Below are 14,951 nucleotides of genomic sequence, written 5' to 3'. Positions count from 1 at the left end.
ACCTCGACGGTAGGAATCCCGACTGCCGCTGTCGGCCGTCTGCACGCCCGTCGTGGGGTAGCGGCTGCGCTACCGATCCAGCCCAGGATCCGACACGAGAGCCAGAATCTGCTCCTTGGTGATCGCCCCGGCCGTCCGCTTGGTCCCGTCGTACAGGACCCGAACCGATACGAGGTCGCCGTCGGGCTGTTGGTAGGTCGCACCCATCACGTAGCGCGGTCCACCCTGATAGGTCCGCGCACCTTCGTGGTACTCCCCCTTCGCGCCGTTCGGCAGCGTCACCGGAACGCAGGACGGTACCGACAGCTGCGATGGGCAATCGCTGGCCAACGGCGCCACATCCAAGCCGATCTCCACCTCGGCCCGGACCGGACCGCGCATCCAGGTCGCCAGGACGAGCAGTTCCCCGGGCTGCTGATCAACCCGGCCGAACAGTAGCTGGCCCGGCAGATGCCGACCTGCGATTCGCCTGATCTGATCGTTGGCCGGCGCAAAGCCCTCCAGGGTGTTCTCGAGGTTCTGCTGGTCCGTGGTCAGCGGCGGCAGATTGAGCTCGGGGTCGGTGGCGAACGCGAACAGCTGCGCGTCGGTGACCGCCATGTCCTTGCTGGCGATCGTGGTGTTGTTGCGGAAGACCGGGTCGACCGCGACGTTCAGGTACTCCCCGTCCGGCTGCACGTAGCTGAACTCGATCATCCGGCCGCGCCTGCCCAGCATCGCGGTGCGGCCGTTCGGTAGCGTCACCTCCTGGCAGCTCACCGGCCGGCTCTCGAATTCGAAGTACGAACCGCATTTGGTGCCCAGGCCCTTGCCCGAGCGATTGAGCTCGATCAGGAACATGCCCTGGCCCTGGTCCCCCGCGCTGTTCCAGCCGACCTTGCGCTGGGTCCCGTGGTGGCCGAGATCGTTGTCGATCTCGAACGGCCCGGTGGTGAAGTTCAAGTGCTTCTTGGTCGGGTCGAAGTGCCTGTACATCAGGCTCTTCATCAACCCGTCGAAACTCTGGGCCTTGGTGACCGCGGCGGTCGGCGGCTTCTGGGTGGCGATCGGAACCTCGAGCTGCGCCGTGTCCCGCAGCGCGCCGCTCATCCCGATGGTCGCGACCGCGACCGCGCCGGCCGCGATCAACGCCGTACCACCGGCCAGACACCGGCGTCGGCGGAGGCGGCGACGCCCAGCCGCGAGATCGTCGGCGACTGCGCGCGGCAACAGGTCGTCCTGCGCGGCCGCGGCATCGGTCAGTCGCTCCATGAGCAGCTGCTCGTCCATCATCGGTGTCCTCCTACAGCCCGAAACTGGGCACTCAGCAAGTCGTTCAGTCGGGCGAGGGCACGCGCGCTCTGGCTCTTCACGGTTCCGGTTCCGCAGTTGAGGTCGGTGGCGGTCTCGTCGACCGACAGGCCGACGAAGTACCGCAGGATCACCACCCGGCGCTGACCGAGCGGCAAACTCGCCAGCGCCTCGATCAGCACCCGCCGATCCTCGACCGCGAGCCCCTCCTCGGCTGCTGGGTCCAACCCGTCCAGCCCGGACTCCTCCCGGCGCCACGGCCGGCGGCTCTCGTCGATCCCCGAGTTCACCAGGATCCGCCGTACATAGGCGTCAATGTTGCGCTCGCGCTGCACCCGGTGCCAGGCGACGTACAGCTTCATCAATGCCGTCTGGACCAGGTCCTCCGCCTTGTGCACATCACCGCAGAGCAGGTAGGCGATGCGACGCAGCTGAGTACGCCGCTGAGCGACGTACTCGCTGAACTCCTCGTCCCGTGTTCCTCGCGCCATCCGTGTCCCCTCACTCATTCCGTCACCGATGAGTACGGAGTGGTCGGGGCAACGGTTGTCAGCCCCTTTGCGTGACCCGATCGAGCGGCGCCGGGGTGATCGTCTTGTGCGCCCGGAGGTAGGACGCGAAGGTCTCGTGATCAGTGTCGGTGCGGACAGGGTCGGTGTAGTAACTCTTGAACGCTGTGTAACCGTCGGCGCCGATCACCGTGTAGGCGAGCGCGGCGACGCGGTAGGTCTTGGCCGGATCCAGTGACACTCCGTCGATCAGGACATCTTTGGGGTCTACTCGGTCGCCGACCGGACGGCTCGCGTCGAAGCTGTACCTGACGTTCTTCGAAGCCGCGAGCGGCGCGAACTTCACCGTGCCGTTCGGCTGCGTCTGCCACTGCTGCTCGAGTACGGAATCCAGCTCAGCCCCGGTCAGGCTGACCGTGAGCACCGGGTTGCCGTAGCCGTAGGCCTCCCACGATTCGCCGAGCAGTACCCGCCCGTCCGCATCACCCGGCTTGTTGCTGTTGGCAACCAGGAGGTCGCCGCGCAGCGCGGTGGAACCGGTGGCCGGCTTGGCTGCGATCAACCCAAGGTCAGCCTTCCCGAAGCGGCGGGCGGTCCAGAGGTGTACGTCGGCTGCCAGATCGGCCATCGTGCTCTCGCCGACCGCGTTCGCCGTGCGGGTGAAGTCACCGGTCACGGTCGCGACAGGTTCGGCGTACTTGCGCTCTCCCGCGGCCGACCAGTAGTCGACGATCTTCTGGAGCTTCGGGTCCGGGGTGACATCACGCGTGACCGGGTGGTTGGTCGAGGTGGTCTGGTCGCGCAGAACCTCACCGGTCCGGCGGTCGAGCTGCAGGTTGATCTCGCTGATCAGCCGGCCGTGGTTCGCCGCCTCGACGACCGGGCGCGGGTTGCCGGCCGGGTCGGGGATGCTGCAGTTGAACGCCGAGTGCCAGTGGCCGGTGACGATCGCGTCGATCTGCGGAGTCACCTTGCGAGCCAGGTCGATCGCCGGACCGGTCGGGTTGACGCAGTTGTCATACGTCGGCGACGCGTCGGTGCCGCCCTCGTGCATGTTCAGCACGATCGCCTTCACCCCACGACGGGTGAGTTCGGCGGCTGCCCGGTTCGCGGACTCGGTCGGGTCAAGTGCCTTCAGATCCGGCTGGTACGACGTACTGCCGACGGGCGCATCCGGCACGGTCAGCCCGATGAAGCCGACCGGGAAGCTGCGACCGTGGTCGCTCACCCAGCGGATCGTGTACGGCGCGACGATCGGGCGGCCCTTCTTGTCGACGATGTTCGCAGTCTGGAAGTCGAAGTCGGCACCGTGGAAGCGGCGGCCGGTCGAGTCCTTGAAGCAGCTGTCCACGCCAGGCGTACCGAAGCACTTGCCCTTGGTCATGTGGTCGACCAGGAAGCTCTTCGACACGTCCAGCTCGTGGTTGCCGACGCTGGAGAACTCGACGCCGAGCGCATTCAGCGTCTCGATCGTCGGCTCGTCCCCGTGCGCGTCCACCTCGAACGGCCAGCCGGCAAAGCTGTCGCCGTCGGCGAACATGATCGAGTTCCGGTGCCCGGCGCGGATGGTCTTCAGATGCGTCGCCAGGTACGCCGCCCCGCCGACCACCTGCGGTTTCCCGTCCGGACCCGCGATCGTCCCGCCGTCCGCGGGTGACGGCGGCTTCAGATACCCGTGGAAGTCCGTGATCGAAACCAGCTGGACCGGCACCGGGGCCTGCCCACCACCTCCGGCGGCCGCGTGCCCTCCACCCAACCCCACGCCGATCAACACCAGAGTCGACACCAACCGTGGCGTTCTGCGCATTTCTGCCTCCAATACGGCCCAAGCAAGCGGTTTCCGACAAAGAGGAGACTGCCTCATGATGAACCGGATGTCACTACCAAACGACTGATCGGCAAACCTGGAAAGAATCCACCGATGACAGCGCTCTCCCCAGTGGCACTCCTGATCTGGTCCAATAACTGCGTGGTGGCCGGTGGTCCCGCGAAGCCTCCGGCCATCACCCCGCCCGCGCACCACCAACCTGGGGACAGGTGAGCCATGCGCCGATTTCTCGTCGTACTCGCCCTGCTGGTCTTTCCGCTCACTCCCGCTTCCGCTGCTCCCGCTGCTGCCCCGTTGGTGAGCGGCTGGACTGCACCTCTGAGCACCAAGGGGCGCTGGATCGTCGATGCCGACGGGAATCGTTTCCGGCTGAAGTCCGGCAACTGGCACGGCGCCTCCGGAACCTGGAACGGTTCCGGCGATCAGGCCGACAACGCCAACCACCACGCCGGCGAGAACAGCAACCGGATCCCGCTCGGTCTCGACCGCGCACCGATGGCCTCGATCATCTCCGGCTTCGCCGAACTCGGCCTGAACAGCATCCGGCTCCAGTTCTCCAACCAGATGATCCACGACATTGTCGCGGTCCCGGATGCTGCTGTCGCGGCGAACCCGGGGTTGCGGGGGAAGACACCACTCCAGGTGTACGACGTCGTCGTACAGGAACTGACTGCCGCCGGGTTCGCGGTCATCCTGAACAACCACACGGCGACCACCCGGTGGTGTTGCGGGGTCGACGGGAACGAGCGCTGGAACACCAGCCAGTCCACAGCTGTGTGGGAGAGCGACTGGCTGTTCATGGTCAACCGCTACAAGACGAATCCGCGAGTGGTCGGCGCGGACCTCTACAACGAGGTACGGCGCAATGTCTTCGACGACCCGAACTGGGGCTGGGGCAACGACCACGACTGGTTCGCCGCCTCCCAGCATCTCGGCGACCGCATCCTCACCGAGGCCAACCCGAACCTCCTGATCGTTGTCGAAGGCATCAACTGGACCGGCATCCCGGTCGACGGCTTCCCCCACGACCGCCCGACCCTGACCCCGGCCCGCGGTCTGTCGCACACATTGGTTGCCTCGAACAAGCTCGTGTACGCCGCCCATTTCTACGGCTACACCGGTCCCCGGCACAGCGGCGCGACCGGAACCGGCGAGACGACCGATCCGCGGTACCAGGATCTGTCGCCGTCCGAACTGGTCAGCGAGCTGAACCGCCAGGCGTTCTTCGTGTCCGGCGAGGAGGGTCACTTCACCGCGCCGGTGTGGATCAGCGAGTTCGGTGTCGGCGGGCGCGAGGAGACCGGGGCGTTGCCGCGTGCTTGGTACGAGCGCTTCGTCGACGAACTGATCCGCACCGACGCCGACTTCGCGTACTGGCCCCTGGTCGGCTGGCACACCAATCGGACCGGCAACGGCTGGGCCCTACTGCACTGGGACTCCGCCGGCCACCGCATGGGCCTCTACGACGGCGACGACTGGCGAGCCCCCGCCTGGACCCGTCTCATGAACGCCCCCAGCCGCACCGGCCCGGTGCCTGCTGCCACTGTCTGGAAAATGCTCAGCCCCGACCACGGCGACTTCGTCCAATCCCTCCGCATGCGAGCCGCCGGCGACTGGGACAACGGCGCCCGCAAAGCCGCCTGCCCCGACGGCCTCCGCCTCATCGGCCTAGCCCACACCAGCAACCGAGCCCTCTGCACCTCCGGCCTCGCTACCTCGTCCACTCCCTACGAGGTAGTCAAAGACGAACGCCACGTCACCACCGACTGGGCCTCCGGCTACACCAAGTTCCAATGCGCCCCCGGCTTTGACGTGACCGGCTACGCCGTCCGAGGCGCCCGCCTCTCCTCCCTCCTCTGCACCGCCTCCCAAGCCCCAGCAACCACCGGCCGCACGGTCTGGTTCGACCGCTCCGACAACCGCCCCGCCCAAGGCGGCGACTTCGCCCAAGGCCACTACAAAGGCCAATGCACCACCACCGAATACGTCGCCGGCATAGCCTTCACCACCCGCGTAGGCGCCTCCGGCACCCCCGACGCCCTCCTCTGCCGCCCGCTCGCCTAACCCTCCGGGCGGACCGCCACCACCGTCCAACCTCACCCAGCTCACCCAATTCACGGTCAGCACCGGCCACCCGAGCCCTCTACCGGAGGCTTGGTGGGTGGTGCAGGTCCGCCCCACCCCATGCCCGCCGAGTGCCGGTGATCACCCGAACGACAGGACGTATACCCCGCTGGGTCGCCGGATCACCGGCGGTGAGCGGGGCGGTGACGGCTGGTAGGTCTATACGTCCTGTCGTTCGGAGGGCGCACCCGCGTCGTGCGAACCTGGTCCACGGCACCACCGTCCGCCTCGACACGGCTCCACCCCGACCCCACCTTGCACGGCTCCACCCCGACCCCACCTTGTACGGCTGGCATCAGCTGGCTCGCGCCGTCGACCACCACCTCAACCCGCCGGAGCACGAGATGATCCCCAGCCCCACCTCCGCCATCCCGGGCGAGGGCACCTTCAGCCTCGCCCCCGACGACCCCATCACCACCGGCTCACCTCAGCGGACGGCCATCACCATCGGCTCGCCCGAGTTAACCGCCGTCGCTACCCAGTTCCTGGGAGATACCCGGCTGGATTCCCCACACCTACAGCTGTTCTCAGCCGGTGCGAGCTCAGCCGACGCGGCCTCAGCGGTTCGGCTGACACTCAGCTCGGCGGGGCTGGACGTCGTACCGGCGGCGGCTGGAGTTCGGGCTGATGGGGTGGAGGTGGATGAGCGGTATGGGCTGGAGGTGAGCCCCGAGGGGATCCACGTCTGGGGTGCAACGGAGGAAGCGGTGTTCCGGGGGCTAACCACGCTCCGCCAATTGATCGCCGTACACGGCACCGACATCCCATGCCAGCGCATCATCGACGGACCGCGGTTCGCCTGGCGCGGCCTCTCGTTCGATGTGGTGCGGACGTTCCACCCACCCGAGACGGTACGGCGGGTGATCGACATGTGCGCGCTGTACAAACTCAACGTCCTGCACCTACACCTCACCGACGACCAAGGCTGGCGGTTCGAAGTCGCCGCACGCCCCGAGCTGATCAAGTTCGGCTCTCTCGGCGCCATGGCCGACCGACCAGGCGGTTACTACACCCCACTCGAACTAGCCGAGCTCAACCGGTACGCCGAAGAACGCTTCGTCACCCTCGTCCCGGAGATCGACTTCCCCGGCCACACCGGCGCGGTATCCCGCGCCTACCCCGACCTCACCACCGAGCTCCCCGGCATCCCGCTACCGAACGGCGGCCACCTCGAGTTCCACTCCCTCGACCCGGCCGACCCTGAAGTCTGGACCTTCGTCGAGGACGTAGTGGACGCGCTCATCCCACAATTCCCCCGCTCGGCGTACCTGCACATCGGCGGCGACGAAGCCTGGGGCATGTCCGACGAGGCACACGCAGCCTTCGTACGACGCGCCGCCGACCTCGTCCGCGCGAAAGGCAAACAAGTCATCGGCTGGCAGGAAACCGCCCGCGCCAACACGGCGCCATCCGACCTCACGCAGTACTGGCTCGACATCCAGGACATCGACGCGATCTCCGCGCGCCCCGACATCCCCGAGTTCCTGATCGAACACCTCGCCAAGGCCAGACACGACGTACCGAAGGCACTCGAACGCGGCAGCAAACTGCTCGTCTCCGCCACCACCTACCTGTACTTCGACCGCCCCCACGCCGCAACATCCAAGGATCCGGCGCAAGAGGAAACCCGAGCCCGCGTAGGACTCCGCGCCTACCAGCCGGCCACCATCCAGGACGGCATCGCCTGGGATCCGGTCGACAACACCCCCGGTGTCACCTCCGACGACCAACTCGCCGGTGTCGAAGCCGCCGTCTGGTGCGAGACCGTCACCAGTCGCGACGACCTCGAGTTCCTGCTCCTCCCTCGCCTCCCCGGCGCCGCCGAGAAGGCCTGGTCCCACACCACCCCCACCGACTGGCCCACCTACGCAAACCACCTAGCCGCCCAGTCCCCCACCTGGCGCCATCGCGGCTGGACCTACTTCCAGTGCTCCGAGATCGACTGGCACTGACACGGCACGATGAAGGGGCGGACCCCAGCAGGTCCGCCCCCTCCGTCACGCGTCAGCAGGTAGCGGTGGGAGCTGCCCAGTCGGCGCGGTCGTTGTAGCCGCCGTCGCCGGCGTCGCCGACCACGAGGTCGAGGACGCGGACGTTGGTGAGGTCGACATCGAACGGCTTCGGCGTGAACCGATCAACCACTCCACTGTCGAACAGCACCTTCCCGTCACCGACGACCTGGAATGTCGACGTACCGCCATCCGGCCCGACATTCCCCACGACATCGTCGATCCCGACCGTCCCGCTCAGTCGCGTACACGCCTTACCCAAGTAGTACCGAACCAGCGAAGGCGAAGCGACCCCGATGCCAGTCGAGTACGTCGTCCCGGTCAGCTTGATCGGGTTCCCACCACCGACACTCTCGTCGATGGTCGGCGACATCCAGCCGCTGGTCGCGGTGATCCACTGATGATGCGACAGCGGCACGGTCCCATCCGGCGGTACCGGCGCAACCACGACCGGCGACAACGAGGTCGTGAGCCGCTGCACGCCGTACCCAACAGCCTCGTACGACGTAGTTGCCGTCAAGCTCGCGGTACCAGGCGCAGCATTCGCCGGCAGCTTCACCGTGAACCCGAACGTCGCTTGCTTGCCACTAGCAATCAACACTGGCGCCGTCGTCAACGACTTCACCGTCCACCCGGTGCCACCGGCAAGAGTCACGGCCGGCTTCAGCACCGGCAGCAGCCCATCGTTGCGAACAGCAACCTGCACGGTCAGTTCGTCGCCACCGGCAACCACTGGCGCCGCACCTTCAGGCTGGGCATCCGTCCCGACCTTCGTCACCTGCGGAATCCCGGCCGTCACGTGCGATGCACCCGGCACACCAACCGCCGGCGAGACCCGGAAGAGCGCCGTACCGTGTGCCGGGACTGCCGCGCTGATCGTGCCCGCGCTCTCGGTGACCTTGTTCGTCCAAGCGTTCTTCAACGTGAACCGCGTCCCGCTCAAACCAACCGCCTGGGCGGTCGTGGTCAACGTGCGAGCGCTGTCCCCGCGGTTCAGCAGTACCACCGCGCGCGAGCCGTCGGCCAACCGCTTCACCCACGTCTCCGTCGTACCAGCGGCCCCAACCCGAACCGCTTGCACAGCAGCCTTGTCCTGGTTGATCGCCAGTACGTCGGGATCGGTCAGCATCGAGATCGTGGTCGCGCTCAGCTTCCGCACGTCGCTTCCGACCACCAGCGGCGCAGCGGCGACCGCCCACAGCGTGAGCTGGGAACGGAACTCCTCATCCGACATCCCGAGCTCCGGCGCCAGGTAGTCCGGATCGCTGAATGCGCCCGGCTTCACGACCTCCGGGTGCCGCGCGTTCGCGTCGTAGTTCCGCAGCACGTCCTTGAACTTGATGTCGCCCTGGAAGCCGACATCGGTGTAGGTCCGCCAGGACTGCGCGATCCCCGGTGCGTACGACCACGAGTTGATCGACTGCTGCGACTCGGGATAGTTGCCCCAGTCCGGCGAGGTCACCGGGTTGCACAGGTTGAAGATCATCGGCCGGTGGCTCGCGTTGTTCCGCAGCGCCTGGGCGAACTCAGTGAAGACCGTCTTCGGGTCCAGGTCCGCCGCGATCCCGCACAGGTAGTCGACTTTGACTGCGTCGAAGCCCCACGCGGCGAACTGGTCGGCGTCACGCTGGTAGTAGCCGCCGCTGCCAAGACCACACTTGCCCGGGATGTACGGACCGGCATCGGTGTAGATGCCGGCCTTGAGTCCCTTGCTGTGGATGTAGTCGACCAGCGGCTTCAGCCCGTTCGGGAACTTCGCCGGGTTCGCGACCAGGTCACCGGCCGCGCTCCGCGACTGATCGGCCTGCCAGCCGCCGTCCAGCCAAACGATGTCGTAGCCGGCCTTGGCGAGCCCGCGGCTCACCAGCGAGTCGGCGACCGACTTGATGGTGTCCTCGGTGAAGTCGCCACCGAGACCGTAGTAGGTGTTCCAGCCCTGGTACGGCGTCGGGCTGAGGACCGGTGCTGTTGCCTGAGCCGCAACAGCCGTGGTCGTCGCAGTGGTCGCGAATGCGCCGGCCACCAGGGCCGCCGCGATCACTCCAGCTGAGAAACGAGCACAGAGTCGTTTCATTTCCTTCTTCCTTTGCTGCCGTTGAGCGGAACGGTCAGTCGAGTGCCTCGACGACCAGGCAGTGCGAGTCGGCGCCGTCATCGAAGGCGACGCCGACCTGCAGCAGGTAGCTGCCCGGGAGGATCTCGGATCCGACCCGGTAGTTCTTCGCCGGGTCGAGCCCGGCCAGTGGGACCCGCCGTACCCGGGTCGGCAGCGTGCCGCGCACGGTGCCGTCACCGGTTTCCCACCGAAACACCACGGACCTGTTGGCGCCGACGTACTGGACGCCGTCCGTCAATCCGTAGACCTTGCCTTCGACGACCAGGTCGCGGATGTCCTTGTACTGCTCGATATGCCGGGCCGCGGTCTTCAACTGGTCGTCGGTCCAGCGGGACAGATCCGCACCGATCCCCAGTACGCCGGCCATCGCGACATGGAAGCGGAAGTCGAGCGAACGCTCCCGGCCGTCGTGAGTACCTTCGGCATCGGTCACCCACGAACTCATCAGATGCGGCGCGAACCCGGTCCGGAAACCCTGCTGGATCCTGAGCCGATCCAGCGGGGCCGTGTTGTCACTCGGCCACAACGTGTCGACGCGTGCAGCCATGCCGAGATCGACGCGTGCACCACCACCGGCGCATCCTTCGACGAGCACGTCCGGGTGCTCGACGCGCAGCCGATCGAGGATCGCGTACAGGTTGGTCACCACTTGACCGTCCAGGTCGCGACGTTGATCACCACTGTCCAGACGTGGCCGGTTCGCATCCCACTTCAGGTAAGCGATGTCATACGTTGACAACAGTTGATCAAGTGTTGACCACACAAATGCAGTCACGTCATCACGGCTCAAGTCCAGCAACAGCTGATTGCGGATCAGCACCGGCTCCCGATCGGGAGTCCGCAGAATCCACTCCGGGTGCTCGGCGGCCAGCCGCGACCGTGGGTTGACCGACTCAGGTTCGACCCACAATCCGAAGTCGAGCCCGAGCTCCTTCAGCTCGGCAATGAACATGTCGAGACCTTGCGGGAACTTGACCGGATCGACCTCCCAGTCACCCAGCCCGCCTGCATCGTCGTTCCGGCCGATGAACCACCCGTCGTCGACCACGAAGGTCTCGACGCCGATCCCAGCCGCCCGCCGGGCGAGTTCGAGCTGATGCTCGGCCCGGATGTCGAACTCGGTCGCGAACCACGAGTTGTACAACACCTTCGGCGTACGCCGCCGCGACCGCGCCCGCTCGTACTCGTGGAACACCCGAGCCAGCCCGTCCGCACCCTCAGCGCTACAAGCCCCGACCGCCTTGGGCGAAGTCCACGTCTCCCCCGGCCGCAACTGCAACCCTTGACTCGACGAGACCCGACCAGCCTGAATCCTGATGGTTCCAGTCGTGTCCGCATCCGCGGTCAGCTCCCAAGAACCACTCCACGCCAGCTGCACGCCGTACGCCACATCCCCGTCGACCGACAGGAACGGCGAGTACGAATGCCCAGTAATCCCTTGAGCACTGTTGACGGTAAACCGCCCCCGCTCCAGCGTGATCGCGCCCTGCTGAAACTCGCTGTTCCACTCACCCCACAAGTACCTGACCGTGTTCCCACCAGGCACGACAAACCCCGCAGAGTCATGCCGATGGAGTGTGAGTACGTCGTCGTCGTCGTTGCTGACAGCTACCCAACGCTCAACCGCATCACCCTCGACCCTGTAGTTCAGCGTGAGCCGAACACGACGAACCGGGTCGGCGAAGTTCAGTTCCAGGCTGTCTTCTCCGTCAACCCCATTCACGAACACCGGGCGGAGCTCGTCGACCCCATCGGGGCCGCTCACCACGAGATCCACAGGGGCGGCGTACCTGACGCCGCGGGCGGCGTACTCGAGTGGTTCTACGTCTGCTCGTGGGAGGAAGTGTTCGGTTCCCACCGGCGCGACCGTCGACGGGCCGTCGGCTACTGCGTGTGGGCCCCAGGCAACTAGTTGGGCCCACTCGCCGTGCGCGGGGACACCGACGACGTACGAGGTGGTTGCTCCGCGCAACGTCCAGGTTTTCACTTGACGGCTCCGATCGCCAATCCACCGACGAAGTGCTTCTGGAACCGCAGGAACACCGCCACAGTCGGTACGGCGGCAATCACGGTGCCGGCAGCAATGACGTTCCACGATGACACGAACAGTCCCTGCAGACCCAGCAACGCGGGCGTCACCGGCATCTTCTCGCCGGAGCGGATGACCGTGATCGACCACAACAGATCATTGAAGATCCACGTGAACGACAGTGCACCGAGCGCTGCCATCGCCGGTCGGGTCAACGGCAGAATCACGCTCGCGTAGATCTTCCCCGGACCGGCCCCGTCGATCGTCGCCGCCTCCTGGATCTCCCGCGGCAGGTCCCGCATGAACCCGTGCAGTACGAACGTGTAGAACCCGAGACCGAACCCGACATGGACAGCGATCAATGCGATCAATGTGTCGTAGTACCCGATCAACTCCACGAACCGCGAGATCGGGATCAACAGGATCTGCGGCGGCAGCAGGTTGCCCATCAACATCAGCAGCAACACCGTCCGCCGGAACGGGATGTTGTACCGCGCCAACCCGTACGCCGCGATCGACGCCAGCCCGAGACTCAGCAGCACCGCCGGAATCGTCACCAGTAAACTGTTGATCAATGCCCGGAACTCGTCGGCGTCCTCCCAAGCCTGCTGATAAGTCGACAAGGTGAACGAGTGCGGCAACGAGCCGAGCCCGTTCGCCGCGACATCGTCGAAACTGCGGAACGAGATCACGATCACCCACAGGATCGGCGCGATCCACAGGAACGACACCAGCCCCATCGACAGGTGATAGCCGACCGTCTTCAGGCGGTTCACGCTTCCTCCTTGAAGGCACGGATCAGGTAGCCGAGGATCACGGCCAGGGCGAGGATGAAGATCACCACGGCGATTGCCGACGCATAGCCGAGCTGCGTTGACTGGAATGCAGTCGAGTACATGTATGTACTGAGTAGCTCGGACGAGTGGTACGGACCGCCCTTGGTCATCGACCACACGATGTCGAAGGAGCGCAGTGAGTCGATCACGATCACCGACAGCACGACCGAGTTGACGCCCTTCAACTGCGGGATCGTCACGTACCGAGTCCGCTGCCAAGCCGACGCGCCATCGACCTTCGCAGCCTCATACAGCGCCGGATCAACAGCCTTCAGACCGGCCAGATACAGCACCATGACATAGCCGATCTGACGCCACAGCGCCGGCAGGATCACGGCGTACAAGGCAGTGTCGGGATCAGCCAGCCACGGCCGGATGAAGTCACCGAGACCGACCCCGCGCAGGATCGAGTCGACCAACCCGTCCGGCTGGTAGAAGACCCGCCAGATCAGCGCGGTCACCACCAGCGAGAACACGACCGGAGTGAACAGAGCGGCCCGGTAGATCCCCACCCCACGGCGTTCCCGCTGCAACAGCAACGCCATCCCGAATCCACCGGCCACGCTCAGTCCACCGAACAGCACCAGCCAGATGGCTGTGTTCTTCAATGCCGTCCGGAAGATCGGATCCGACACCATGTCCCGGAAGTTGCCGAGCCCAACAAACGTCGGCGCCGACAACCCGTCCCACCGAGTCAACGCCAACCAGAACCCCTGCAAGGCCGGCCAGAACACCCACACCGCCTCAACCACGAACGGCACAAAGACGAACACCAGGATGAGCGGCGAGACCTTCCACGGCTTCCTCGTACGACGATCGCCACCCCTGCCCGTCCCGGAGCCGGCGTGCGTCTCAGGCACCGCAGTCTCGATCACTGTCGACATCAGATAAGTCGTCGCAGAATGCCCTGGCCCACTGGGACAAGGGTGTGCTGCGACTGCCTCCCTTCGGAAACTGAGAATTGTCGGTGCCGTCTGCTGGGATGACAGATGTGTCCCGCTTCCGGCTGTACCCGACGTCTACGCAGCGAGCTGCGCTGCTTGAGCAGTGCGCGCATGCTCGGTTTGTCTGGAACCTGGCCCTTGAGCAGTGGTCGATGTGGACCCGCGACAAAGGACCCGTGCCGGGCTTCGCAGGGCAGTGTCGGCAGCTGACCGAGGCTCGCGCTGAGTTCGCGTGGCTGCGGGCCGGGTCGCAGACGGTCCAACAGCAGGCGTTGCGAGACTTTGACCAGGCCGTCAAGAACTTCTTCGGAGGTACTCATCGGCGGCCGACGTGGCGAAAGGCCGGGCGTCGCCTGGGCTTCCGCATCGTTGGTCGGCAAGCAACTCAGATCAGAAAGCTCAGCAGGAAGTGGGCTGCAGCAAACATCCCTAAGGTCGGCTGGGTCCGGCTCCGCCTGTCCCGCGCCGTGCCAGCTGCCAAGTCGTATCGGGTCACCTGTGACAGCGCGGGTCATTGGCACATAGCCTTCGCCGTCGTCCCACCGCCGATTCCCGGGCCGGGAACAGACGACACGGTTGGAGTTGACCGAGGGGTGACCGTGGCGGCGGCGCTGTCCACCGGCGAGCTGCTGGTGTGTCCTGCGTCGTCGAAGGCCTCGCTGGCACGGCGGAAGAACCTGCAGCGCAGACTGTCTCGGAGCCGGCGCGGCTCCAGGCGTAGTCAGAAGGTGAAAGCCACAATCGCAAAGATCGACGGACACGACAGGAACCGCCGCAAGGACTGGGTCGAGAAGACCAGCACCAACCTTGCCCGCCGCTTCGATCTCATCCGCGTCGAAGACCTGCGCGTCGGTCAGATGCTTCGACGTCCCAGACCCAAAGAGGCCCCCGATCAGCCAGGCAGCTTCCTGCCGAATGGTCGGCGCGCCAAGGCTGGGCTTCATCGCGGCATCCTTGCCAACGGCTGGGCGCTGCTTGTGCAACGCCTTGAGGACAAGGCTCCGGGACGAGTCCAGAAGGTGCCCGCCGCTTACACATCCCAGACCTGCAGTGCCTGTGGGTACTGCGCACGGGAGAACCGCAAGAGCCAAGCGGTCTTCCAGTGCGCGGCGTGCTGGCATCAGGCGAACGCGGACGTGAACGCAGCTATCAACATCGCGGCCGGACGGGCCGTCAGTGCACGCAGAGAGACGCCAGTACGGGTCTCGCTGAAGCGTGAACCTCAACTCACTACCTCCGCGTAGTTGTTGAAATCCTCGTCCTCTT

Annotated in this window: 10 protein-coding genes; 3 read left to right on the top strand and 7 right to left on the bottom strand. The window is 65.9% G+C overall.

All coding sequences use genetic code 11. The annotated features are described in order from the left end of the window. Positions 1-69 precede the first annotated feature (69 nt). Genes ABD231_RS00730 through ABD231_RS00720 form a run of 3 tightly spaced genes read right to left on the bottom strand, consistent with a single transcriptional unit; the run spans position 70 to position 3,606 of the window. Positions 70-1,272, bottom strand: a complete 1,203-nt coding sequence (locus tag ABD231_RS00730) for a hypothetical protein (protein ID WP_344143966.1) — start codon at positions 1,270-1,272, stop codon at positions 70-72. After that, on the bottom strand, positions 1,269-1,781 hold the full coding sequence (locus ABD231_RS00725; RefSeq protein ID WP_344143964.1) for a SigE family RNA polymerase sigma factor: 513 nt from the start codon (positions 1,779-1,781) through the stop codon (positions 1,269-1,271). Before ABD231_RS00725 ends, ABD231_RS00730 begins: the two co-directional genes overlap by 4 nt. Positions 1,782-1,839: 58 nt before the next feature. Continuing rightward, positions 1,840-3,606 (bottom strand): bifunctional metallophosphatase/5'-nucleotidase, encoded by a 1,767-nt coding sequence (locus ABD231_RS00720; RefSeq protein ID WP_344143962.1) that lies wholly within the window; start codon positions 3,604-3,606, stop codon positions 1,840-1,842. 237 nt (positions 3,607-3,843) lie between these two features. Here ABD231_RS00720 and ABD231_RS00715 point away from each other — a divergent pair, with 237 nt between their 5' ends. Both ABD231_RS00715 and ABD231_RS00710 read left to right on the top strand, forming a co-directional pair. Then, positions 3,844-5,691, top strand: coding sequence for a glycoside hydrolase family 5 protein (locus ABD231_RS00715; protein ID WP_344143961.1), 1,848 nt, complete (start codon positions 3,844-3,846; stop codon positions 5,689-5,691). Between the two features lie 404 nt (positions 5,692-6,095). Continuing rightward, on the top strand, positions 6,096-7,703 hold the full coding sequence (locus ABD231_RS00710; RefSeq protein WP_344143959.1) for a family 20 glycosylhydrolase: 1,608 nt from the start codon (positions 6,096-6,098) through the stop codon (positions 7,701-7,703). 52 nt (positions 7,704-7,755) lie between these two features. On the opposite strand, the gene ABD231_RS00705 is transcribed toward ABD231_RS00710, so the two are convergent. The 4 genes from ABD231_RS00705 to ABD231_RS00690 are packed head-to-tail and all read right to left on the bottom strand — an operon-like array spanning position 7,756 to position 13,625. Next, positions 7,756-9,834: an NPCBM/NEW2 domain-containing protein gene (locus tag ABD231_RS00705; protein ID WP_344143956.1), complete on the bottom strand. Its 2,079-nt coding sequence runs from the start codon at positions 9,832-9,834 to the stop codon at positions 7,756-7,758. 34 nt (positions 9,835-9,868) lie between these two features. Then, the gene (locus tag ABD231_RS00700) at positions 9,869-11,863 is read right to left on the bottom strand and encodes an alpha-galactosidase (protein WP_344143954.1); all 1,995 of its coding nucleotides are present in this window, start codon (positions 11,861-11,863) and stop codon (positions 9,869-9,871) included. Continuing rightward, on the bottom strand, positions 11,860-12,681 hold the full coding sequence (locus ABD231_RS00695; RefSeq protein ID WP_344143951.1) for a carbohydrate ABC transporter permease: 822 nt from the start codon (positions 12,679-12,681) through the stop codon (positions 11,860-11,862). Before ABD231_RS00695 ends, ABD231_RS00700 begins: the two co-directional genes overlap by 4 nt. Then, positions 12,678-13,625, bottom strand: coding sequence for a carbohydrate ABC transporter permease (locus ABD231_RS00690; RefSeq protein ID WP_344143949.1), 948 nt, complete (start codon positions 13,623-13,625; stop codon positions 12,678-12,680). The genes ABD231_RS00695 and ABD231_RS00690 overlap by 4 nt, the downstream gene beginning before the upstream one ends. Before the next feature lie 107 nt (positions 13,626-13,732). Here ABD231_RS00690 and ABD231_RS00685 point away from each other — a divergent pair, with 107 nt between their 5' ends. Beyond that, positions 13,733-14,929, top strand: a complete 1,197-nt coding sequence (locus ABD231_RS00685) for an RNA-guided endonuclease InsQ/TnpB family protein (protein ID WP_344143947.1) — start codon at positions 13,733-13,735, stop codon at positions 14,927-14,929. Positions 14,930-14,951 lie beyond the last annotated feature (22 nt).

Origin of the sequence: Kribbella yunnanensis, from assembly GCF_039529655.1 — a bacterium.
Classification (GTDB): domain Bacteria; phylum Actinomycetota; class Actinomycetes; order Propionibacteriales; family Kribbellaceae; genus Kribbella; species Kribbella yunnanensis.
Note: the sequence above shows the minus strand (reverse complement) of the source record. Positions and strands in the feature narration are given on the sequence as shown.